The sequence below is a fragment of the Micromonospora sp. S-DT3-3-22 genome (assembly GCF_015354745.1).
Lineage (GTDB): Bacteria > Actinomycetota > Actinomycetes > Mycobacteriales > Micromonosporaceae > Micromonospora > Micromonospora wenchangensis.
The window spans coordinates 46,731-68,861 of sequence record NZ_JACGMO010000015.1 but is presented as its reverse complement, the minus strand read 5'-3'; the positions used below and the strand labels follow the sequence as shown (position 1 = coordinate 68,861).

The window sequence follows — 22,131 nt, the reverse complement described above, 5'->3', positions numbered from 1 at the left end:
GCGTTCATCCCGTGTTCAGGGTCCGTCACCGTGCCGACCCTACGGTCTGCGGGCATGAGACGAATCGTGATCCCCGCGCTGGCGGTCGTACCGCTGCTGGTGACGACCACCGGTGCCGCCGCCGCGCCCGCCCGGGACGACGTGCCGCGTGCCGTCCGGGCGGTGGCCGAGACACCCGCCCTGTTCGACGACGCCGCCGGGGGCGACGCCGACGCCGACGACCCGGCGATCTGGGTGCACCCCACCGACCGGGCCGGCAGCCTGGTGATCGTCACCGCCAAGAACGGCGGCCTGCGGGTGTACGACCTGCGGGCCCGGGAGCGGCAGGCGATCGGCACCCCGCCGGCACCCGGCCCGGACGACGAGGCGGGCCGGTTCAACAACGTCGACCTGGTCGGCGGCTTCCGGTTGGCGGGCCGGCCGGTCGACCTGGCGGTGGTCACCGACCGGGGGCGCGACCAGCTCCGGTTCTACCGGATCGACCCGGCGTCGCGGCGGCTGGTGGACGTGACCGCGCCGCAGCCGCCGTTCGCGTTCAGCCGGGACCAGGCGGAGGTGAACACCCAGCGCACCGCGTACGGGTTGGGCACGTTCACCGACCGGGACGGGGCCGCGTACGCGGTGGTGAGCCGGCGCAGCACCCCGGAGGTGGGGGTGTTCCGGCTGGTGGAACGGGCCGGGCGGGTCAGCTACCGGCCGGTGGACCGGTTGGTGCTGCCGTCGACGTTCACCCTGCCGGACGGCTCCGGCTGGTCGCCGTGCACCGACCCGGGGGACGGCCCGCAGGTGGAGGGGACGGTGGTGGACCCGGCCACCGGCGTGGTGTACCTGGCGCAGGAGAAGGTCGGCCTGTGGCGGACCCGACTGGCCGGTGGCCGGTTCGTGGACGTACCCCGGTCGGTGGAGCGGGTCCGCGAGTACGGCGTCCCGGCGGTCTTCGACCCGGCGGCCGACGACTGCGTCACCGACCACACCGCCGACCCGGGCTTCGGCGGGCGGATCGCCCAGGACGTGGAGGGCCTGACGATCATGCGTACCGGCCGGTACGCGGGCACCCTCGTCGTGTCCAGCCAGGGCGACGACACGTTCTTCACCTACGACCGGGTCAGCAACCGGCCGACCGGGCGGTTCGCGGTGGTCGACGGCCGGGTCGACGGCGCGCAGGAGTGCGACGGGGCGGCGGTGACGGCCACGCCGCTGCCGGGCTTCCCCGGCGGGCTGCTGGTGGTGCAGGACGGCCGGAACACCCCGACGACGCCGGACGGGGACGACGGGACGCGCCCGGACACCAACGTCAAGTTCGTCGACGCCGGGTTCCTGGCCGGACGGCGGTGAACCGCCACACCGGGTGAACTGCCACACCGGGCCGCCGGCCGCCACCGGGGCGCCCGGCGCCGGCGGTCGGTGAACGTTTTCACACATCCTTGTTCGGGTTCCCTGCCCCCGGCGCATACTTGCCATCGACCGGTACCCCCTTCGAGGACTGGATCGTTGCCATGAGCGCACCGCTGCGCCCGCGCCCGGCCGCCGTGCCCGGCGTCGCCGTACCGCAGGGCCCCGCCGTACCCGGTGTCCCGTTCGTCCTTCCCGCCCACCTCACCGTGGGCGTGGTGGGTGCCGGCCGGGTGGGTGCCGTGCTCGGGGCAGCGCTGGTCGCCGCCGGGCACCGGGTGGTCGCCGCGTCCGGCGTCTCCGGGGCGACCCGGGCCCGGATCGCGCTGCTCCTGCCGGACACGGTGAACCGGTCGGCGACCTCGGTCGCCCGGGAGGCCACCGACCTGCTGCTGCTCGCCGTTCCCGACGACGCGCTGGCCGGTGTGGTCGCCGGGCTGGCCGACACGGGGGCGTTGCACCCCGGCCAGGTGGTCGCGCACACCTCCGGCGCGCACGGGCTGGCCGTGCTGGCCCCGGCCGCCGCCGTGGGCGCCCGGCCGCTGGCCCTGCACCCCGCGATGACCTTCACCGGTACGCCGGACGACCTGTCCCGACTGGCCGGTATCTCCTTCGGGGTGACCGCCCCGGCGAAGCTGCGGGCGGCGGCGGCCCGGCTCGTCGCCGACCTGGGCGGGGTGCCGGAGTGGGTGGGGGAGACCGACCGGGTGCTCTACCACGCGGCGCTGGCGCACGGCGCGAACCACCTGGTGACCCTGGTCAACGAGGCGGCCGACCGGCTGCGGGACGCGGGGGTGGCCCAGCCGGAGAAGGTGCTGGCCCCGCTGCTGCGGGCGGCGTTGGAGAACGCCCTGCGGCTCGGTGACGACGCGCTCACCGGCCCGGTGTCGCGTGGCGACGCGGGCACCGTACGGCGGCACCTGGACCGGCTGGCGCGGACCGCGCCGGAGTCCGTCGCCCCCTACCTGGCGTTGGCCCGACGGAGCGCCGACCGGGCGATCGCGGCGGGCCGGCTGCGTCCGGTCGACGCCGAGTCCCTGCTCGACGTGCTGGCGGGCGTCCACCGCGAGGTGGCGGCGTGAGCCGGGTGCCGGGGGCCCCGCCGTCGCGAGCGGAGGGCGATCCGGCGGGTGCGAGCAGTGAGCCGGTTTTGCGAGCCCCGCAGCGCGAACGAAGGGCGATTCGGTGACGGAGTTGGTGCACACCCGGGCGGAGCTGGCGAAGGCCCGGTCGGGGCTGGCCGGCACGGTCGGCGTGGTGATGACGATGGGTGCGTTGCACCCGGGGCACGAGACGCTGATCCGGGCCGCCCGGGAGCGGGCCGACCACGTGCTGGTGACGATCTTCGTGAACCCGTTGCAGTTCGGCCCGAACGAGGACTTCGACAGGTATCCGCGCACCCTCGACACCGACCTGGAGGTGTGCCGGCGGGCCGGTGCGGACCTGGTGTTCGCCCCGTCCGTGGCGGACATGTACCCGGACGGGCAGCCCACGGTCCGGGTGAACCCCGGCCAGCTCGGTGAGGAGTTGGAGGGGCAGAGCCGACCCGGCTTCTTCCACGGGGTGCTGACCGTGGTGTTGAAGCTGCTCCAGCTGACCCGGCCCGATCTCACCTTCTTCGGGGAGAAGGACTACCAGCAGTTGACCCTGGTCCGCCGGATGGCCCGGGACCTGGACGTGCCGGTCGAGGTGGTCGGCGTGCCGACCGTCCGGGAGCCGGACGGGCTGGCCCTGTCCAGCCGTAACCGCTACCTGTCGGCGGACGGGCGACAGGTGGCGCTGGGGCTGTCCGCCGCGCTGCGGGCCGGTGCGGTCGCCGCCGAGCGGGGTGCCGACGCCGGTGAGGTGCTGGCCGCCGCCCACCGGGCGCTGGGCGGGACGCCGGGCACGCGGCTGGACTACCTGGTGCTCACCGACCCGGAGTTGGAGCCGGGGCCGGTCGCCGGGCCGGCCCGGCTGCTGATCGCGGCCTGGGTGGGCGGCACCCGGCTGATCGACAACCTGGCCATCCGGCTCGCCCCCCGCAGCTGACCCCGTACCTCTCTGAAAGGCACCACACGATGCTCCGGACCATGCTCAAGTCGAAGATCCACCGGGCGACGGTGACCCAGGCCGACCTGCACTACGTCGGTTCGGTGACGGTGGACCAGGATCTGCTCGACGCCGCCGACCTGCTCCCGGGCGAGCAGGTGGCGATCGTGGACGTGACCAACGGGGCCCGGCTGGAGACGTACGTGATCCCCGGTGAGCGGGGCAGCGGCGTGATCGGCATCAACGGCGCGGCGGCGCACCTGGTGCACCCGCAGGACCTGGTGATCCTGATCTCGTACGGTCAGATGGACGACGCCGAGGCCCGCACGTACCGCCCCCGGGTGGTCCACGTGGACGCCGAGAACAGGGTGGTTGAGCTGGGCGGCGACCCGGCTGCGGCGGCCGTCGGGACGGCCGGCGACCCGGTGCCGAGCCCGCTCGCCGTCGTCGGCTGACCAGAATTCCGGTCTGTTACCGGAAGGTCATTTTTGGTTACCCTGGGCTGACCGTCGGATTGACGGTCGTCGGCTGGGGGAGGCCGCGTTGCGCCGTGCGATGAGGGTCCGCCGAGCGGTGACGCTCGTGGTCGCCGCCGTGGCGGTGGGAGCGGTCCTGGCGGCCTGCGGTGCCCCGGGCGGCCTCGACGGTGATCTCACCGACGACTGGGCGGCCCTGCCGCCGGCCGGGCCGTTCACCCCTGCGGCGGGCGTGTGCCAGGTCGCCGACTTCACCGACACGGTCTCCCTGGCGGCGTACGCGCCGGTGGACTGCGCGGTGCCGCACCGGGTGGAGACGGTGCACGTGGGCGCGTTGCCGGGTTCGCGGGCCACCGCGCCGGCCACCGGCTCGACGGAGCTGCGGGGCGCGTTCGCCGAGTGCGACACCCGGGCCGCCGGCTACGTGGGCGACGACTGGCGGGCCGGCCGGCTGCGGCTGGCGGTGGCGCTGCCGACCGCGCCGGGTTGGGCGGCGGGGGCCCGTTGGTTCCGGTGCGACCTGAGCGAGCTGAACACCGTCGAGGCGGCGGCCACCGTGGTCACCCGGACGGGCAGCCTGCGGGACGCGTTGAAGGGTCCCTCCCCGCTGCGGCTGGGCTGCCAGCGGGCCAAGAGTGGTCGGGGCGCCGGGGTGCAGGTGCTGGTCCCGGTGGAGTGCTCGGCCGTCCACGAGGCGGAGTTCGTGGGCGTCTGGAAGGCCCCCGACCGGCCGTATCCGACCAAAGACGTCGACTGGCTGCCGTTGTACGCCGGCTGCCGCGGCACGCTGGGCCGGTACGTGGGGGTGCCGAACGACACCAGCCTGCCCTTCCGCAGCGGGGTGGTGGTGCGTCCGCCCGGTCCGGGCCGGTGGCGGGTCGGTGACCGGGGAGTCCGCTGCTACCTGTGGTTGAGCGACCGGACGGTGACGGCCTCGCTGAAGGGCGGCGGTCCGGCCGCCCTGCCGGTGCGGACGAAGTAGCGGACGGGGTAGCCGAAACCACTCGTCCCGCCCCCCGTCCCCCGTCGCGAGGATCGTTCGGGTTGACTGTGGGCATGGAACTGCGCCCGACCGTCGACCTGCCGGCCCTGCCCAGTCTGCTGGCTGCTCCCGCGCCCGGCTGGGTGGAGACCACCGACGTGATCGTGGTCGGCTCCGGGGTGGCCGGGCTCACCGCCGCGCTGCACCTGCGCGAGGCGGGGCTGCACGTCACCGTGGTCACCAAGGTCAATATCGACGACGGGTCGACCCGCTGGGCGCAGGGCGGCATCGCCGCCGTACTCGATCCGGCGGACTCGCCCGCCGCGCACGCCCGGGACACCGAGGTCGCCGGGGTCGGCATCTGCGACCCGGCGGCGGTCCGGGTGCTGGTGGAGGAGGGGCCGCTGCGGCTGCGGGAGCTGATGCGCATCGGCGCGGAGTTCGACCGCAACCCGGACGGCTCGCTGATGCTCACCCGGGAGGGCGGGCACCGGGCCGACCGGATCGTGCACGCCGGTGGCGACGCGACCGGGGCGGAGGTGCAGCGGGCCCTGCACGCGGCAGTCCGCCGCGACCCGTGGATCAGGCTGGTCGAACACGCCCTGGTGCTGGACCTGCTACGCGCCCCCGGCGACGCCCCGGACTCCCCCGGCCCGGCCTGCGGGATCACCCTGCACGTCCTCGGCGAGGGCAGCGAGGACGGCGTCGGCGCGCTGCTGGCCCGCGCGGTGGTGCTGGCCACCGGCGGGATGGGCCAGGTCTTCTCGGCCACCACCAATCCGGCGGTCTCCACCGGTGACGGGGTGGCGTTGGCGCTGCGGGCCGGCGCGGCGGTCACCGACGTCGAGTTCGTGCAGTTCCACCCGACCGCGCTGATCGTGCCCGAGCAGGCCCGGGTGCCCGGGGCCGGCCTGGCCCAGCAGCCGCTGGTCTCCGAGGCGCTGCGCGGCGAGGGCGCGCACCTGGTCGACGCCGACGGCAAGCGGTTCATGCTCGGCCAGCACGAACTGGCCGAACTGGCCCCCCGCGACGTGGTGGCCAAGGGCATCCACCGGGTGCTGCTGGCCACCGGTGCCGACCACGTCCATCTCGACGCCCGGCACCTCGGCGGGGACTTCCTCGCCGGGCGGTTCCCGACCATCGTCGCGTCCTGCCTGGCCATCGGGGTCGACCCGGCGACCGACCTGATCCCGGTCGCCCCGGCCGCCCACTACGCGTCCGGTGGCGTCCGCACCGATCTGCGCGGCCGGACCTCCATCCCCGGCCTGTACGCCTGCGGCGAGGTCGCCTGCACGGGTGTGCACGGGGCGAACCGGCTGGCCAGCAACTCGCTGCTGGAGGGGCTGGTCTTCTCCCGCCGGATCGCCGAGGACATCGCCACCGGGCTGCCCGAGCAGGCGCAGCCGGCGTCGACCGGCGCGTGGGTGGGCGGCGGGGGCGGGGTGCTGTCCGCCGGGGGCGTGCCGGAGCTGCAACGGGCGATGACCCGGGGTGCCGGGGTGCTGCGGTCGGCAGCCAGCCTCGCCGGGACCGCCGCCACCCTGACCGGGCTGGCCGGTGACGCCGGCCGGGCGGGCACCGCCGGTTGGGAGGCGACGAACCTGGTCACCGTGGCGGCGACCCTGGTCGCCGCCGCGTACGCCCGGCAGGAGACCCGGGGCTGCCACTGGCGGGAGGACTTCCCGACGGCCGACGAGCGGTGGCGTGGCCACCTGGTCGCGGCGATCGACGCCCGGGGTGGGCTGACCGGACGCTGGGAGGGCCTGCCCTGACCAGGGGCGGCGAAGGAGCGGTGGCGCGGGCAGCGCCGACGAACGGAGGAATCCACGTGCGGGAATCGACGCGGCAGGCGCTGACCGCCGGTGGGCTGGACCCGGAGCGGGTGCGGCGGGTGATCGTCGACGCGCTCACCGAGGACCTGGGGACGGGCTTCCTCGACGTCACCAGCGTCGCCACCATCGCGGCCGGGCAGACCGACACCGCCGACCTGGTGGCCCGGGAAGACGGGGTGGTGGCCGGGCTGGCGGTGGCCGCTGCGGTCTTCGAGCTGGTCGGGGAGGTGACCGCTGCGGAGCGTACCGTCGAGGTGGTCGTGGTGGCCCACGACGGCGCGCGGGTGGCCCGGGGCGACGTGCTGGCGACGGTGACCGGCCCGACCCGGCTGCTGCTCACCGCCGAGCGCACCGCGCTGAACCTGCTCTCCCGGATGTCCGGGGTGGCCACCCACACCCGGGCCTGGGCGGACGCCCTGGCCGGCACCAAGGCGACCGTGCTGGACACCCGCAAGACCACGCCCGGCCTGCGGATGCTGGAGAAGTACGCGGTCCGCGCCGGTGGCGGCACCAACAAGCGGATGGGCCTGTACGACGTCGCCATGATCAAGGACAACCACAAGCTGGCCGCCGGCGGTGTCGGGGCGGCCTTCCGGCGGGTCCGGCAGACCTTCCCCGACGTGCCGGTGCAGGTGGAGGTGGACACCCCGGCCGAGGCGGTGGAGGCGGTCGAGGCCGGCGCGGACTTCCTGCTGCTGGACAACATGTCCCCGGCGACCCTGCGCGAGGTGGTCGCGGTGGTCGGCGACCGGGCGGAGCTGGAGGCGACCGGCGGGCTGACCCTGGAGGTGGCCGCCGAGTACGGGGCGACCGGGGTGGACTACCTCTCGGTGGGCGCGTTGACGCACTCGTCGCCGATCCTGGACATCGCTCTGGACCTGCGCGAGCGGTGAGCCGGCCGGGGCCGGCGCGGACGCCGGCCCCGGCCCACTCCTCGCGCCCGCCGGCCCGGCCGGCGTCTAGGCTGCGTGCGTGCTGCTCTGCATCGACATCGGAAACACCAACACCGTGCTGGCGACCTTCGACGGCGACCGCCTGGTGCACTCGTGGCGGATCAAGACCGACGCCCGTTCGACGGCGGACGAGTTGGGGTTGATGTTCCGGGGGCTGCTGGCCGGTGACGCCGTGGAGATCACCGGGGTGGCCGCCTGCTCGACGGTGCCGGCGGCGCTGCGCTCGCTGCGGACCATGCTGGCCCGCTACTACGCCGACCTGCCGAGCGTGGTCGTCGAGCCGGGGGTACGCACCGGCGTGCAGTTGGCCATCGACAACCCGAAGGAGGTCGGCGCGGACCGGGTGGTCAACACGCTGGCCGCGTACACCCTCTACGGTGGCCCGTCGATCGTGGTGGACTTCGGCACCACCACCAACTTCGACGTGATCAGCGGCCGGGGGGAGTTCCTCGGCGGGGCGTTCGCCCCCGGCATCGAGATCTCCTTCGACGCGCTCGCGGCCCGTGCCGCCCAGCTGCGCAAGGTGGAGGCGAACAAGCCCCGCTCGGTGATCGGCAAGAACACCGTGGAGTGCCTCCAGTCCGGCCTCTACTTCGGCTTCGCCGGGCAGGTCGACCGGATCGTCGAGCGGATGACCGAGGAGCTGGGCGAGGTCCGGGCGGTGATCGCCACCGGTGGGCTGGCCTCGGTGGTGATCGGCGAGTGCCGGACCATCACCCACCACGAGCCGATGATCACCCTGATCGGCCTGCGCATGGTCTACGAGCGCAACACCTGATCGCGGCGGTCGGCCCGGTCGCGCCGGGTCAGCGTCGCCGGGCCCGGAAGACCAGGGTCCAATACGGCAGCTCGACGGTCTCCCGGCCGGCCAGGTCGGGGTGGGTGGCGAACAACTCGCGCAGTTCCGCGTCCATCCGCTGCCGCTGCCCGGGAGCGCCGGTCAACCAGTGCGAGCGGGTACGCATCAGCCCGACCACCTCGTCCCCGGTGACGGTCGTCCGGTGGGTGAACCGGCCCAGTTCGACCGGGCCGAAGGCCGCACCGAAGGTGGTCACCTTCTCGGTCAGGTCGTTGGTGTTCTCGCCCATCTGGGCAATTCGTCCCAGCTCGGCCACCCAGCCGACGGTGTCGTCCCGGATGTTCCAGATCGGGGCGAAGATGCCGTCCGGCCGGAGCACCCGGGCGATCTCGACGTGCGCGCGTGCCCGGTCGAACCAGTGGTACGCCTGCCCGACCAGCACCGCGTCCGCGCTGCCGTCGGGCAGCGGGACCGACTCGGCGGACCCGGCCAGCGCGGTGGTCCCGGGGGTGGCCGCGTCGAGCCGGGCCCGCATCCCCGGGTCGGGTTCCACCGGGGTCACCCGGTGGCCGAGGGCCCGCAGGTCACGGGTGAGGATGCCGGTGCCGGCACCCAGGTCGACCACGCTTGCGACGTCGCCCGTGCCGGCCAGCGCCCAGCGCAGCGCCTCGGCCGGATAGCCGGGTCGAAACCGGTCGTAGTCGGCGGCGACCGCTCCGAAGGAGCGTGCTCGGGTGTCCTCGACCATGAGGGGCAGGTTATCCCGTAACGGCCGACCGGGGGCATGAGTACGCTCATGGGCTGACCCCGCCGAAACTCCCTTAGCCGAGGAAGCGTGCCGTGACCGAGCAGAACGCCGTGCCAGTGGACCCCGCCGACGACCTTCCCGAGCAGATGAAGGTCCGCCGGGAGAAGCGGGACCGGATGCTCGCCGAGGGCGTCGAGCCGTACCCCGTCGGTTTTCCCCGGACCAGCACCCTGGCCGAGGTGCGCGAGCGGTACGCCGAGCTGCCCACCGACACCGCGACCGGGGACCGGGTCTCGGTCACCGGCCGGGTGATCTTCGTACGGAACACCGGCAAGCTCTGTTTCGCCACCTTGCGCGACGGCGACGGCACCGAGTTGCAGGCGATGCTCTCCCTGGACCGGGTCGGTGCGGAGCGGCTGGAGGACTGGAAGCGCCTGGTCGACCTGGGTGACCACGTCGGTGTCACCGGCGAGGTGATCACCAGCCGGCGCGGTGAGCTGTCGGTGCTCGCCGACGAGTGGGCGGTGACCGCCAAGGCGTTGCGTCCGCTGCCGGTGGCACACAAGCCGCTGAGCGAGGAGGCCCGGGTCCGGCAGCGCTACGTGGACCTGATCGTCCGCCCGCAGGCCCGCCAGATGGTCCGGACCCGGGCGGCTGCGGTGCGTAGCCTGCGCGACTCGTTGCACGGTCAGGGATTCATCGAGGTCGAGACGCCGATGCTCCAGTTGCTGCACGGGGGTGCGGCGGCCCGCCCATTCGTGACCCACAGCAATGCACTCGGTACGGATCTGTATCTGCGAATCGCGCCGGAACTGTTTCTCAAGCGCGCCGTGGTCGGCGGGGTCGACCGGGTGTTCGAGATCAACCGCAACTTCCGCAATGAGGGAGTCGACTCGTCGCACTCGCCGGAGTTCGCGATGCTGGAGACCTACCAGGCGTACGGCGACTACGACACGATGGCCGAGTTGACCCGTAATCTCGTGCAGCAGGCGGCGGTGGCGGTCAGCGGCTCGACGACGGTGACCCACGCCGACGGGCGCGAGTTCGACCTGGGCGGGCAGTGGCGCTCGGTGACCCTCTTCGGGGTGCTTTCCGAGGCCCTCGGCGAGGAGGTCACGGTCCGCACCGACCGGGCCCGCCTGGTGGAGTACGCCGACAAGGTGGGGCTGGGGGTCGACCCGAAGTGGGGTCCGGGCAAGCTGGCCGAGGAGCTGTTCGAGGAACTGGTGGTGCCGAGCCTCCAGTCGCCGACCTTCGTGCGGGATTACCCGGAGGAGACCAGCCCGCTGACCCGGGCCCACCGCAGCGAGCCGGGGCTGGCCGAGAAGTGGGACCTCTACGTGCTCGGCTTCGAGCTGGGCACCGCGTACTCGGAGCTGGTCGACCCGGTGGTGCAGCGGGAACGCCTGGTCGCGCAGGCGCAGCTGGCCGCCCGGGGCGACGACGAGGCCATGCGGCTGGACGAGGACTTTCTCCGGGCCATGGAGTACGGAATGCCGCCGGCCGGGGGTATGGGAATGGGAATCGACCGGCTCTTGATGGCGCTGACCGGCCTGGGAATTCGGGAAACCATCCTCTTCCCGTTGGTCCGCGCCGAGTAGCTCCCCGGTGGGACCTTTGCCGGGTCGTTACGGCGACCTATTGACGCGGCAAGCATCGGGCGGGTTATCGTGCTCCTATTGCAGGAGCACCCTGCTCGAAAGGAATGTGGGACGTGGCCAAGCAGATCATTCACAAGCTGGTCGATGACCTGGACGGCGGGGACGCGGACGAGACCGTCAAGTTCGCCCTCGACGGTGTTCAGTACGAGATCGACCTGTCGAACTCCAACGCCGACAAATTGCGGGATGTTTTCGCGCCGTACGTGGCCGCCGGTACCCGGGTCGGTCGGGGCGGTGTGGTCGTGGGTGGCCGGGCCGCCCGGGGCCGGGGCGGGGCGACCGCCGACCGCGAGCAGAACAAGGCGATCCGGTCCTGGGCTAAGAAGAACGGCAAGGACATCTCCGACCGGGGCCGCATCCCGCAGGAGATCGTCGACGAGTACCACGCGACCCGCTGAGCGTCAGCGGCGAACCGACGCCGGGCCGGAGCACGCCTCCGGGCCGGCGTCGCCGTCTGCGGGGTCGGCGGCATCGCCCGGCCGGAGGGAATCTCTCCGGCTCCGGGGGCGTTGTCCACAGGCGGTGGAGAGTTCGTCCACAGCCTGTGGATGACCCACGGGGCCCCGGGAGGGCGTTCTGCACCCCGGGCGAATTTCGCTCTGCGCGTACAGGCTGGGGTGCCGGAACACCTCCTGAGCGCGGATGGTTGGTCAAAACGACGTCGGAACGGCTCGGTACGAGGAGACACGACCTCAGCGGAGTCGGTCAGCGGCGATAGAGTAAGGAGGCACGGACGCCCGTCCCGGACGTCCGAGCACCGGCCCCGCCAAGATCTCGCAGTCGAGGCGCACGGCACGTGAGGAGCACGAGGGCATGTTCGAGCGGTTCACCGACCGAGCGCGACGGGTTGTCGTCCTGGCCCAAGAAGAGGCCCGGATGCTCAACCACAACTACATCGGTACGGAGCACATCCTGCTGGGCCTGATCCACGAGGGTGAGGGTGTGGCGGCCAAGGCCCTGGAGAGCCTCGGCATCTCCCTGGAGGGCGTCCGCCAGCAGGTCGAGGAGATCATCGGCCAGGGCCAGCAGGCGCCGAGCGGGCACATCCCGTTCACGCCCCGGGCCAAGAAGGTGCTGGAGCTGTCCCTGCGCGAGGCGCTACAGCTCGGCCACAACTACATCGGCACCGAGCACATCCTGCTCGGGCTGATCCGAGAGGGCGAGGGCGTCGCCGCCCAGGTGCTGGTGAAGCTGGGCGCCGACCTCAACCGGGTCCGCCAGCAGGTGATCCAGCTCCTCTCCGGCTACCAGGGCAAGGAGCCGGCCGCCGCCGGCACCGCGCCGGGTGAGGCCGCCCCGTCGACCAGCCTCGTGCTGGACCAGTTCGGTCGCAACCTGACTCAGGCCGCCCGCGAGGGCAAGCTCGACCCGGTGATCGGGCGCGAGAAGGAGATCGAGCGGGTCATGCAGGTGCTGTCCCGCCGCACCAAGAACAACCCGGTCCTGATCGGTGAGCCCGGTGTCGGCAAGACCGCCGTGGTGGAGGGCCTGTCCCAGAAGATCATCAAGGGCGAGGTGCCCGAGACGCTGAAGGACAAGCAGCTCTACACCCTCGACCTCGGTGCCCTGGTCGCCGGCTCCCGCTACCGGGGTGACTTCGAGGAGCGCCTCAAGAAGGTGCTCAAGGAGATCCGCACCCGGGGCGACATCATCCTGTTCATCGACGAGATCCACACCCTGGTCGGTGCGGGTGCCGCCGAGGGCGCGATCGACGCGGCGAGCATCCTCAAGCCGATGCTGGCCCGGGGCGAGTTGCAGACCATCGGTGCGACCACCCTCGACGAGTACCGCAAGCACCTGGAGAAGGACGCCGCGCTGGAGCGTCGTTTCCAGCCGATCCAGGTGGGTGAGCCGTCGCTGGCCCACACCATCGAGATCCTCAAGGGCCTGCGGGACCGCTACGAGGCGCACCACCGGGTGAGCATCACCGACGCCGCCCTCGTGGCCGCCGCGACGCTTGCCGACCGGTACATCTCCGACCGCTTCCTGCCCGACAAGGCGATCGACCTGATCGACGAGGCCGGGGCCCGGATGCGCATCCGCCGGATGACCGCACCGCCGGACCTGCGTGACTTCGACGAGCGGATCGCCCAGGTGCGCCGCGACAAGGAGTCCGCGATCGACGCGCAGGACTTCGAGCGGGCCGCCCAGCTGCGGGACAAGGAGAAGCAGCTGCTGGGTCAGAAGGCCCAGCGGGAGAAGGAGTGGAAGGCCGGTGACCTGGACGTCGTCAGCGAGGTCGACGACGAGCAGATCGCCGAGGTGCTCGGCAACTGGACCGGCATCCCCGTCTACAAGCTGACCGAGGAGGAGACCTCCCGGCTGCTGCGGATGGAGGACGAGCTGCACAAGCGCGTCATCGGCCAGGAGGACGCGGTCAAGGCGGTGTCGAAGGCGATCCGGCGTACCCGGGCCGGCCTGAAGGACCCGAAGCGGCCGTCCGGCTCGTTCATCTTCGCCGGCCCGTCCGGTGTCGGTAAGACCGAGCTGTCCAAGGCGCTCGCCGAGTTCCTGTTCGGCAGCGAGGACGCGCTCATCCAGTTGGACATGTCCGAGTTCCACGACCGCTACACGGTGTCCCGCCTGGTCGGTGCCCCGCCCGGTTACGTCGGTTACGACGAGGGTGGCCAGCTGACCGAGAAGGTCCGTCGTCGCCCGTTCTCGGTGGTGCTCTTCGACGAGATCGAGAAGGCCCACCCGGACGTGTTCAACACGCTGCTCCAGATCCTGGAGGACGGCCGGTTGACCGACGGTCAGGGTCGGATCGTGGACTTCAAGAACACGGTCATCATCCTGACCACCAACCTGGGCACCCGGGACGTCGCCAAGGCGGTGTCGTTGGGCTTCCAGCAGTCGGAGGACTCCGAGTCCACCTACGACCGGATGAAGCAGAAGGTCAACGACGAGCTGAAGCAGCACTTCCGGCCCGAGTTCCTCAACCGGATCGACGACACCATCGTCTTCCACCAGCTGCGGCAGAACGAGATCCTCTCGATCGTGGACATCATGATCCAGCGGATCGAGGGCCAGCTCCGCAACAAGGACATGGGTCTGGAGCTGACCGACAACGCCAAGAAGTACCTGTCCAAGAAGGGCTTCGACCCGGTGCTGGGCGCCCGTCCGCTGCGTCGGACGATCCAGCGCGACATCGAGGACAACCTCTCCGAGCGGATCCTGTTCAACGAGCTGACCCCCGGTCAGATCGTGGTGGTGGACTGCGAGGGGGACCCGGAGGACATCGACAAGTCGAAGCTGGTCTTCCACGGCTCCGACCGTCCGGCCGCAGTGCCGGACGCCGTCCCGGCCGACCTGGGTGGCGCCGCCACCACGGGCGAGTAGGCCCCGACGGGTCGGTAGGACATCGAGCACGAGGGCGGCGGCCCGGTGGCGTGAGCCACCGGGCCGCCGCCCTGTCTGTCGAGTCGGGCGCGGCCGGGCCGGCCGGATGCGGCCCCCGTCAGCCGGGAAGGGGCTGGGTGGCGGGGCCGTCCCCGATGAGCCGGAAGTGACCCTCGCCGACCGGCTCCACCATGCCGTCCTTGACCAGCGCGGCGAGTGCCCGGGCCCGCTGAACGTCGTCGTGCCACACCTGGTCGAGCCGCTGGTGCGGCACCGGGCCGGTGGCGTCCCGGAGCACCCCGAGCAGCAGCCCGCGTACCTGACGGTCGGTGCCGGCGTACCGCTGGATCTTGCGGGTCGGGCCGGCGGGTGCCACCTGGCCGGAGGCACGCCAGGCGCAGATCGACTCGACCGGACAACTCGTGCAGCGCGGCGAGCGGGCGGTGCAGACGATCGCCCCGAGTTCCATGAAGGCGGCGCTGGCCAGCGCGGCGGCGGCCGGCTGCACCGGCAGCAGCTCCGCGCAGGCGACCAGATCGGCGGGGGTGGTGGCCGGGCCCGCATCCGGTGCACCGGCGACGGCCCGGGAGACGACCCGCCGGACGTTCGTGTCGACCACCGGGTGCCGCTGGCCGTAGGCGAACGCGGCGACGGCCCGCGCCGTGTACGTCCCGATGCCGGGCAGCGCCAGCAACTGGTCCAGCTGGTCGGGCACCCGGCCGCCGTGCCGTTCCACGATCGCCACCGCGCACTCGCGCAGCCGTACCGCGCGGCGGGGATAGCCGAGCCGTCCCCACATCCGGATCGCCTCGGCCGGGGTGTCGGCGGCGAGGGCGGCGGGATCGGGCCAGCGGGCGAGCCAGGCGTGCCAGGCGGGCAGGACGCGTACCACCGGGGTCTGCTGGAGCATGACCTCGCTGACCAGGATCGGCCAGGCCCCGGTGCCGGGCACCCGCCAGGGCAGGTCGCGGGCGTTCTGCTCGTACCACCGGCTGACCAGGGTGGTGAAGGTGGGTTCAGTCATCGCGCCGACGATGATGTCACGCGATGCCTTCCCGCTGGTTGGGCGGGCCGGGCGGGGCGTCGCCGGGTCGCCGGGCGGATCGGGCAGAATGCCCGGATGAGCGAGCTCGCGATCACCGTCATCGGTCGGGACCGGCCCGGCATCGTGGCCGACGTCGCCGAGGTGCTCGCCGGGCTCGGCGCGAACCTCACCGACTCCACGATGACCCGGCTGCGTGGTCACTTCGCCATGACCCTGATCTGTGTCGGCCCCGCCGCCGCCGAGGTCGAGGCCGCCCTGACGCCGCTGGCCGCCGACGGACAACTCCTGGCCACCGTACGCGCGGTCACCCCGGACGGTACGGCGACGCCGGCTGGTGAGCCGTACGTGCTGGCGGTGCACGGGGCGGACCGGATGGGCATCGTGGCGGCGATGACCCGGGTGATCGCCGAGATGGGTGGCAACGTGACGGATCTGAGCACCCGGTTGGCCGGCACGCTCTACGTGGTGGTGGCCGAGGTGGACCTACCTGCGGGCCGCGCCGACGAGCTGGCCGGCCGGCTCTCCCGAACGGCCGCCGACCTGGGGGTCGGGGTCTCCCTGCGCCCCGCCGACCCGGACCTCCTGTGAGCGCGAGGAGTGAGCCGGGTTTGCGAGCCCCGCAGTCGCGAGCCGGGGTGGGGTCTGTGGGCGCGAGGAGTGAGCCGGGTTTGCGAGCCCCGCAGTCGCGAGCCGGGGTGGGGTCTGTGAGCGCGAGGAGTGAGCCGGGTTTGCGAGCCCCGCAGTCGCGAACCGAGGTAGGCCCGTGAGCGCGGAACCGTACGTCGGGCTCGGTGGCTGGACCCCGGCGGACCTGGGCGTACCGGGGGAGGTGCGCCGGGTGGTCTGTGCCCCCGAGGCGGTGCTGAGCCGGCCGGGGCCGGAGGTGGACCCGACCGCCGAGGAGACCGTCCGGCTCGCCGCCGACCTGGTCGCCACGATGCGGGTGTCGCCCGGCTGTGTGGGGTTGGCGGCGCCGCAGGTCGGGGTCGGTGCGCAGGTGTTCGCGGTGGACGTGACCGGGCATCCGAAGGCGGTGACGGTGCACGGCACCTTCGTGCTCTGCAACGCCCGGGTGGTGGAGGCGAGCCGGTGGAAGCCGGGTCGGGAGGGCTGCATGTCGGTGCCCGACCTGACCGGCGACGTGAAGCGGGCCAGCCGGTTGGTGGTGGAGGGGGTGCTGCCCGGCAGCGGTACGCCGGTCCGGCTGGTCACCGACGGGTTCGAGGCGCGGGCCCTGCAACACGAGATCGACCACTGTGCCGGGCTGCTGTTCCTGGACCGGGTGGCCGGCGCGCACGCGGTCTACCAACGCAAGGTCTACCTGTGACCGGGCCGGTCGGAACGTCGGCGACGCGGATTCCCGCCGGATCGGTCCGGCCGACTGTCGTCAGTGGAACGTCGTTCGCCGCCCGGTGGCCGATGCCCGGCGAGTCGTGGCCGGTCCACGTGCGCCGCGCCGCTACGGTGGGGGCATCATGCGTCTGACGGTCGGTCCCCTGCCTTCCGCCGTGTACTGGCGGCGTCGCGCCGTCGTACTCGGAGCGGGGCTTCTGCTCCTGGTTGTTCTGCTCTACTCGTGTGCCCGATCGGGGGACACCGGCACCACACCGGGTGCCGGGGCCTCGTCGTCGGCCCCCGCGCCGGGCGCGACCACACCGACGGCCGCCTCGCCGCCTGCCGGGTCCGCGTCCCCGTCGGGTGGGTCCGACGCGGCGGGCCCGCCGGCCGGGCCGACCGCCGATCCGGGTGCGAGCAACGTCCCGGCCGCCGATCCGCCCGCCCCGCCGACCAACCAGGCCCGGGTCGACGACGGCACCTGCACCGACAGCGAGATCGTGGTGACTCCGGTGGCGCTCCCCGCCGAGGTGGGCAGCGGTGCCCCGGTCGATCTCAGCCTCAAGATCAGGAACAAGTCACAGCGGACCTGCAACCGGGACGTCGGCGCGGACGCCCAGGAGCTGTTCATCAAGTCCGGGGCGGAGAAGGTCTGGTCGTCGGACACCTGCGGCACCGGCAGGGGGTCCGACGTGCAGACGTTCACCCCCGGCTTCGAGCGCTCCTACCAGCTCACCTGGAACGGCATGGACGCCAGCCGGTGCAAGCAGGGGGTGGCTGCGGGCCCCAACCCGCCGGCCGGCAACTACCAGGTCTTCGCCCGGGTGGGCACCAAGCTGAGCGAGCCGGTCAAGCTGGTCGTCACCGGCTGACCGGCCCCCGGTCAGACGTAACGTTCCAGGATGGACGCCTCGGCCAGCCGGGACAGCCCCTCGCGGACGCCCCGGGCCCGTGCGTCGCCGACGCCCTCGACGGCCTGGAGGTCCTCCACGGTCGCCCCGAGCAGCCGCTGGAGGCTGCCGAAGTGCAGCACCAGCCGGTCGACGATGGCCACCGGCAGCCGGGGCACCTTGGCCAGCAGCCGGAACCCGCGCGGGCTGACCGCCGCGTCGAGCGCGTCGGAGGCGGCCGGGTAGCCGATCGCCTTGGCGACCGCGACCAGGTCGATCAGCTCGGTCGCGCCGAGCAGGTCCAACTCGACCAGGGCCTCGTCGAGGGTGCGTGACTTGCGGCCGGCGGGCAGGTAGTCCCGGATGACCAGGGTACGGTCGGCGTCGACACCGGCCATCAGCTCGTCGAGTTGCAGGGCGAGCAGGCGGCCGTCGGTGCCCAGCTCGACCACGTACCCGGCGATCTCGTCGGCGATCCGGCGGACCATCTCCAGCCGCTGCACCACGGCGACCGCGTCGCGGACGGTGACCAGATCCTCGATCTCCAGCGCGGACAGGGTGCCGGAAACCTCGTCGAGGCGCAGCTTGTACCGCTCCAGGGTGGCCAGGGCCTGGTTGGCCCGGGAGAGGATCGCGGCCGAGTCGTCGAGCACGTGCCGCTGCCCGTTGACGTAGAGGCTGATGATCCGCATCGACTGGCTGACCGAGATGACCGGGTAGCCGGTCTGCCGGGCCACCCGCTCGGCGGTGCGGTGCCGGGTGCCGGACTCCTCCGTCGGGATGGACGGGTCGGGCATCAGGTGCACACCTGCCTGGACGATCCGGGTGCCGTCGCTGGAGAGCACCACCGCGCCGTCCATCTTGCACAGTTCACGGACCCGGGTCGCGGAGAACTCGACGTCCATCGGGAAGCCGCCGGTGCAGATCCCGTCGACGACCTTGTCGTAGCCGAGGACGATCAGCGCGCCCGTCCGACCGCGCAGGATGCGTTCGAGCCCGTCGCGCAACGCGGTGCCGGGCGCCATCAGGGCGAGGTTGGCCCGCAGCGGATCACCGGCGCTGCCGGTGGTCCCGGCCACGCTCACGCTGATCGGACGGGTGGGCGAGCCCACGGCGGCGGCGCGGGTGTGGGGCGTCGCGCCGGCAGGCTTGGCGGCGTCGCGGTCGGTCGGCACGCGCACAGTCTACGGACTGCCCTGCGGTGGGTGCTCTCGTGGTTACTGTGATGTGTCACGGCGTCGGATTCTTACCACCCGCCGGACCTGCCGGACGTCGACCGGTATGGCCCGACCGGTACCCCGCCGTCGCCACCCTCGGTCACTCCGCGGATGCGCGGGCGACCGCCTGGAGCGCCGACCGGACGTCCGTGACCTCGGTCACCCGCATGTTCTCCGGGCCGGCGCCGGTGCTCTCGGGGCCGCACCCGGGCGGCACCAGGGCCATCCGGAAGCCGAGCCGGGCCGCCTCGGCGAGCCGGCGGGGGACCGCGCCGACCCGGCGTACCTCCCCGGTCAGCCCGACCTCGCCGATCGCCACCAGGTGCGGCGCGATGGCCAGGTTGAGCCCGCCGGAGGCGACCGCCAGCGCGACCGCGAGGTCGGCGGCCGGCTCGACCACCCGGATGCCGCCGACGGTGGCCGCGAAGACCTCCCGGTCGTGCAGGGTCAGCCGTTCGGTACGGCGTTGCAGCACCGCCAGCACCATGGCCAGCCGGGCCCCGTCGAGCCCCGAGACGGTACGCCGGGGCGACCCGGCCACCGTCGCGCCGATCAGCGCCTGCACCTCGGTCAACAGCGCCCGCCGCCCCTCCATCGCCACGGTGACGCAGGTGCCCGGGACCGGCTCGGAGTATCGGGTGAGGAAGAGCCCGGACGGGTCGGCCAGGCTGCTGATGCCCCCCTCGTGCATTTCGAAGCAGCCGACCTCGTCGGCCGCGCCGAACCGGTTCTTGACCCCCCGGACCATCCGCAGCGAGGAGTGCTTGTCCCCCTCGAAGTGCAGCACCACGTCGACCAGGTGTTCCAGCACCCGGGGGCCGGCGACCTGACCGTCCTTGGTGACGTGACCGACCAGCACGGTGGCGATGCCGCGCTCCTTGGCGACCGCGACCAGGGCGGCGGTGACGGCCCGTACCTGGGTGACCCCGCCCTGCACCCCCTCGGCGCCGGTGGTGGAGATGGTCTGCACCGAGTCGAGGACGAGCAGGCCCGGCTTGACCGCGTCGAGGTGCCCGAGCACGGCGCTCAGGTCGCTCTCGGCGGCCAGCCAGAGCTGTTCGTGCAGGGCACCCATCCGCTCGGCGCGCAACCGGACCTGGCTGACCGACTCCTCGCCGCTGACCACCAGCGACGGGCTGCCGGCGGTGGCCGCCCACTGCTGTGCCACGTCGAGCAGCAGGGTGGACTTGCCGACCCCCGGCTCGCCGGCCAGCAGGACCACCGCGCCGGGGACCAGGCCGCCGCCGAGGACCCGGTCGAGTTCGCTGACCCCGGTGGGGCGGGCGCGGGCCGGTGCGGCGCTGATCGTGGCGATCGGCCGGGCCGGCTCGGCCGGCATCCGGGAGCTGACCACCCGGCCGGAGACGACCGGCCCGGTGACGGTGGACTCGACCACCGAACCCCACTCGCCGCACTCCGGGCACCGCCCGACCCACTTGGGCGGCTGGTGGCCGCAGGCGTCGCACTCGTAGGCGGGGCGGGGCTCACGGGCGGCCCGGCCCCGGGACGCGCCGGAGCCGCTCCGGGCGGGGGTCGATCGGGAGGTGGTCACCCCAGGACGCTAACCCCCACCGGTGACGAAAACACCGCCGGCGTGGTGGTCACCACGCCGACGGTGTCGTCGGTGTCTTCTGGTCCGGCCGGTCAGCCGCCGTGGCCGGAGGTGCCCTCCTGGCCGCTCTCCTCGCCACCCTCGCGGTGCACGATCGGGGAGGGCCGGGCGGCCGGGCTCAGCGGCACGCCGACCGGGACCGGGGTGCTGACGGTACGGCCGTCGCCGAAGTCGAAGGTCAGGTTGACCTGCTGACCGGTGCGCAGCGCCTCGTTCAGCCCGACGAGCTGGAGGTGCTGGCCGTTCTGCACGTTGAGCTGCACGTAACCGAGGGCCGGGATCTCGATCCGGGCCGGCTGACCGGCCGGCGCGGACGGGCTGGCCGACGGCGACGCCCCCTCGGACGGGGAGGCGCCCTCCGACGGCGAAGTGCCCTCGGAGGGGGATGCCCCCTCGGCCGGGGAGGCACTGCCCGAGGGCGACGCGCTCTCGGACGGCGACGCGCTCTCCGACGGGGAGGCGGAGCCGGAGGGGCTGGCCGAGCCGGCGGCCCCGGTGAGCACGATCTGCCGGGCGCTGTCGGTGGTGACGGTGACGGTGACCGGGTCCCGGGTGTCGTTGTAGATCACGGCGTTGAGCGCGGCGTTCGCCCCGGCGGTGAGACCGTCCGCGCCCGGGTAGTCGACGTAGAGGCCACGCACCTTGTACGCGTTGTCCGGCGTCTGGACGTTGACCCCCTGGACCGACGGCTGCTTGTTGGCGGTCTCGGAAACCTGGCCCGCCCCGCAGCCCGTCGCCAGCAGGGCGGTCGCCCCCGCCAGGCCGGACAGCAGCAGGGTGGCCCGCCGGGAACCCCTGATCGAGCGCGTCACGTCGGTCCTCCTCGTCACGATCCCCACCCGGTGCGTGCCCCGGGCGTGGGGTGGTCATACCCGCGCAGACCGCGCTCCAGGGTAGTTGGGGCTGATCGAGGGCCGCACGCGGACCCGGTGCCGCCACCCGGGCGGGTGCCGGTCAGACCACCCGACCGCTCGCCACCAGCAGCAGCACATCGATCAGGGCCACCACCAGCACCGCCCGGAAGGCGGCCACCGAACGGCCGTCGCCCCGGGCGGTGACGCGGCGGCCCGCGTACCAGCCGGCGGTGGGCACCGCGACGGCCGCCGCCACCGCCGACCAGCCGACCCACGACGGTGGCCCGGGTGGCCCGAGGACGAGGGCGACGGTCGCGGCGAGCAGCAGCCCGGCGGCGGCCAGCCGGCTGCCGGTGGCACCGAGCCGGTGCGGCAGCCCGCGTACCCCCGTCCGGGCGTCGTCGGCCAGGTCGGGCAGCACGTTGGCGAAGTGCGCCCCCGCGCCCAGGCAGGCCGCCGCGACGACCAGCCAGACCGGCGGCGCGGGCGCCCCCGGCAGGGCGAGCACCACGAAGGCGGGCAGCGAGCCGAAGGAGACCGCGTACGGCAGCACCGAGACCGGGGTGGACTTCAGCGGCCAGTCGTAGAGCAGCGCCGAGACCAGGCCGACGGTGTAGCAGAGCGCGGCGACCGGGTTGGTGGTCAGCGCCAGCAGCGGGGTGGCGACCGCGGCCAGCACGGCGGCCACCACCACCGTCCGGCGGCCCACCGCCCCGGCGGCGACCGGCTTGTCGGTACGTCCCACCGTGGCGTCCCGCCCGGCGTCCACCGCGTCGTTGGTCCAGCCGACGGCGAGCTGGCTGGACAGCACGGTGAGCACCACGGCGACCGTCCCGGCCGGACGGTGACCGACGGCGACGGCGAGCAGCCCGGCCACCGTGGTCACGGCCAGGCCCGGTTCCGGATGACTCGCTTTGACCAGCCCTAACACCGTCCGCGACATAAGGGAAGTCTGGTCGTTACCG

At 73.2% G+C, this 22,131-nt stretch carries 20 protein-coding genes; 14 read left to right on the top strand and 6 right to left on the bottom strand.

The genetic code is table 11. The annotated features are described in order from the left end of the window. Positions 1 to 54: 54 nt before the first annotated feature. From H1A17_RS06800 to H1A17_RS06765, 8 genes are all read left to right on the top strand, one after another. Positions 55 to 1,335, top strand: coding sequence for a phytase (locus H1A17_RS06800; protein ID WP_194821397.1), 1,281 nt, complete (start codon positions 55 to 57; stop codon positions 1,333 to 1,335). 161 nt (positions 1,336 to 1,496) lie between these two features. Further along, the gene (locus H1A17_RS06795) at positions 1,497 to 2,474 is read left to right on the top strand and encodes a Rossmann-like and DUF2520 domain-containing protein (protein WP_145922089.1); all 978 of its coding nucleotides are present in this window, start codon (positions 1,497 to 1,499) and stop codon (positions 2,472 to 2,474) included. Between the two features lie 103 nt (positions 2,475 to 2,577). After that, positions 2,578 to 3,423, top strand: a complete 846-nt coding sequence (panC, locus tag H1A17_RS06790) for a pantoate--beta-alanine ligase (RefSeq protein ID WP_194821396.1) — start codon at positions 2,578 to 2,580, stop codon at positions 3,421 to 3,423. Between the two features lie 29 nt (positions 3,424 to 3,452). Next, a complete protein-coding gene (gene panD / locus H1A17_RS06785; RefSeq protein ID WP_145922087.1) occupies positions 3,453 to 3,878 on the top strand; it encodes an aspartate 1-decarboxylase in 426 nt (141 codons plus the stop codon). Between the two features lie 100 nt (positions 3,879 to 3,978). Then, positions 3,979 to 4,881, top strand: a complete 903-nt coding sequence (locus tag H1A17_RS06780) for a septum formation family protein (protein WP_145922086.1) — start codon at positions 3,979 to 3,981, stop codon at positions 4,879 to 4,881. A gap of 74 nt (positions 4,882 to 4,955) precedes the next feature. Then, positions 4,956 to 6,653 carry an L-aspartate oxidase gene (locus H1A17_RS06775; protein ID WP_194821395.1) on the top strand — a complete coding sequence of 566 codons (1,698 nt, stop codon included), beginning with the start codon at positions 4,956 to 4,958 and terminating at the stop codon, positions 6,651 to 6,653. A 56-nt stretch (positions 6,654 to 6,709) separates the two neighbouring features. After that, positions 6,710 to 7,606, top strand: a complete 897-nt coding sequence (gene nadC, locus H1A17_RS06770) for a carboxylating nicotinate-nucleotide diphosphorylase (RefSeq protein ID WP_194821394.1) — start codon at positions 6,710 to 6,712, stop codon at positions 7,604 to 7,606. A gap of 79 nt (positions 7,607 to 7,685) precedes the next feature. Further along, on the top strand, positions 7,686 to 8,444 hold the full coding sequence (locus tag H1A17_RS06765; protein WP_088647577.1) for a type III pantothenate kinase: 759 nt from the start codon (positions 7,686 to 7,688) through the stop codon (positions 8,442 to 8,444). Positions 8,445 to 8,472: 28 nt separating this feature from the next. Here H1A17_RS06765 and H1A17_RS06760 read toward each other — a convergent pair whose 3' ends face one another. Continuing rightward, positions 8,473 to 9,213 (bottom strand): class I SAM-dependent methyltransferase, encoded by a 741-nt coding sequence (locus tag H1A17_RS06760; protein ID WP_194821393.1) that lies wholly within the window; start codon positions 9,211 to 9,213, stop codon positions 8,473 to 8,475. Positions 9,214 to 9,305: 92 nt separating this feature from the next. Here H1A17_RS06760 and lysS point away from each other — a divergent pair, with 92 nt between their 5' ends. From lysS to H1A17_RS06745, 3 genes are all read left to right on the top strand, one after another. Then, positions 9,306 to 10,814: a lysine--tRNA ligase gene (lysS, locus tag H1A17_RS06755; RefSeq protein WP_194821392.1), complete on the top strand. Its 1,509-nt coding sequence runs from the start codon at positions 9,306 to 9,308 to the stop codon at positions 10,812 to 10,814. A 113-nt stretch (positions 10,815 to 10,927) separates the two neighbouring features. Next, positions 10,928 to 11,272, top strand: a complete 345-nt coding sequence (locus H1A17_RS06750) for an Lsr2 family protein (RefSeq protein ID WP_168222573.1) — start codon at positions 10,928 to 10,930, stop codon at positions 11,270 to 11,272. A 415-nt stretch (positions 11,273 to 11,687) separates the two neighbouring features. After that, entirely contained in the window at positions 11,688 to 14,213 is a 2,526-nt protein-coding gene (locus H1A17_RS06745) for an ATP-dependent Clp protease ATP-binding subunit (protein WP_088647575.1), read from the top strand. Between the two features lie 118 nt (positions 14,214 to 14,331). Here H1A17_RS06745 and H1A17_RS06740 read toward each other — a convergent pair whose 3' ends face one another. Next, on the bottom strand, positions 14,332 to 15,237 hold the full coding sequence (locus H1A17_RS06740) for an A/G-specific adenine glycosylase (protein WP_194821391.1): 906 nt from the start codon (positions 15,235 to 15,237) through the stop codon (positions 14,332 to 14,334). A gap of 96 nt (positions 15,238 to 15,333) precedes the next feature. On the opposite strand from H1A17_RS06740, the gene H1A17_RS06735 reads away from it, so the two are divergent. The 3 genes from H1A17_RS06735 (at position 15,334) to H1A17_RS06725 (ending at position 17,465) form a co-directional block, all read left to right on the top strand. Continuing rightward, entirely contained in the window at positions 15,334 to 15,846 is a 513-nt protein-coding gene (locus H1A17_RS06735) for a glycine cleavage system protein R (RefSeq protein ID WP_145922080.1), read from the top strand. A 175-nt stretch (positions 15,847 to 16,021) separates the two neighbouring features. Beyond that, complete coding sequence (locus tag H1A17_RS06730) at positions 16,022 to 16,585, top strand: peptide deformylase (protein WP_145922079.1); 564 nt, start codon at positions 16,022 to 16,024, stop codon at positions 16,583 to 16,585. 148 nt (positions 16,586 to 16,733) lie between these two features. After that, positions 16,734 to 17,465, top strand: coding sequence for a hypothetical protein (locus H1A17_RS06725; protein ID WP_145922078.1), 732 nt, complete (start codon positions 16,734 to 16,736; stop codon positions 17,463 to 17,465). Positions 17,466 to 17,476: 11 nt separating this feature from the next. Here the strand turns inward: H1A17_RS06725 and disA are convergent, their stop codons facing one another. The 4 genes from disA to H1A17_RS06705 all read right to left on the bottom strand — a co-directional run bounded on the left by disA (position 17,477) and on the right by H1A17_RS06705 (position 22,109). Continuing rightward, positions 17,477 to 18,658 carry a DNA integrity scanning diadenylate cyclase DisA gene (disA, locus tag H1A17_RS06720; RefSeq protein WP_145922077.1) on the bottom strand — a complete coding sequence of 394 codons (1,182 nt, stop codon included), beginning with the start codon at positions 18,656 to 18,658 and terminating at the stop codon, positions 17,477 to 17,479. Positions 18,659 to 18,800: 142 nt separating this feature from the next. Beyond that, the gene (gene radA / locus H1A17_RS06715; protein ID WP_194821390.1) at positions 18,801 to 20,252 is read right to left on the bottom strand and encodes a DNA repair protein RadA; all 1,452 of its coding nucleotides are present in this window, start codon (positions 20,250 to 20,252) and stop codon (positions 18,801 to 18,803) included. A 92-nt stretch (positions 20,253 to 20,344) separates the two neighbouring features. Continuing rightward, positions 20,345 to 21,124, bottom strand: coding sequence for a copper chaperone PCu(A)C (locus tag H1A17_RS06710; RefSeq protein ID WP_145922075.1), 780 nt, complete (start codon positions 21,122 to 21,124; stop codon positions 20,345 to 20,347). A 142-nt stretch (positions 21,125 to 21,266) separates the two neighbouring features. Next, complete coding sequence (locus H1A17_RS06705; protein WP_194821389.1) at positions 21,267 to 22,109, bottom strand: UbiA family prenyltransferase; 843 nt, start codon at positions 22,107 to 22,109, stop codon at positions 21,267 to 21,269. Between the last annotated feature and the right edge of the window lie 22 nt (positions 22,110 to 22,131).

Coding starts and splice junctions, on each gene's coding strand:
- H1A17_RS06800 (WP_194821397.1), top strand. CDS start 55: ATGAGACGAATCGTGATCCCCGCGCTGGCGGTCGTACCGCTGCTGGTG.
- H1A17_RS06795 (WP_145922089.1), top strand. CDS start 1,497: ATGAGCGCACCGCTGCGCCCGCGCCCGGCCGCCGTGCCCGGCGTCGCC.
- panD (WP_145922087.1), top strand. CDS start 3,453: ATGCTCCGGACCATGCTCAAGTCGAAGATCCACCGGGCGACGGTGACC.
- H1A17_RS06780 (WP_145922086.1), top strand. CDS start 3,979: ATGAGGGTCCGCCGAGCGGTGACGCTCGTGGTCGCCGCCGTGGCGGTG.
- H1A17_RS06775 (WP_194821395.1), top strand. CDS start 4,956: ATGGAACTGCGCCCGACCGTCGACCTGCCGGCCCTGCCCAGTCTGCTG.
- H1A17_RS06760 (WP_194821393.1), bottom strand. CDS start 9,213: ATGGTCGAGGACACCCGAGCACGCTCCTTCGGAGCGGTCGCCGCCGAC.
- H1A17_RS06745 (WP_088647575.1), top strand. CDS start 11,688: ATGTTCGAGCGGTTCACCGACCGAGCGCGACGGGTTGTCGTCCTGGCC.
- H1A17_RS06740 (WP_194821391.1), bottom strand. CDS start 15,237: ATGACTGAACCCACCTTCACCACCCTGGTCAGCCGGTGGTACGAGCAG.
- H1A17_RS06735 (WP_145922080.1), top strand. CDS start 15,334: ATGAGCGAGCTCGCGATCACCGTCATCGGTCGGGACCGGCCCGGCATC.
- H1A17_RS06725 (WP_145922078.1), top strand. CDS start 16,734: ATGCGTCTGACGGTCGGTCCCCTGCCTTCCGCCGTGTACTGGCGGCGT.
- H1A17_RS06705 (WP_194821389.1), bottom strand. CDS start 22,109: ATGTCGCGGACGGTGTTAGGGCTGGTCAAAGCGAGTCATCCGGAACCG.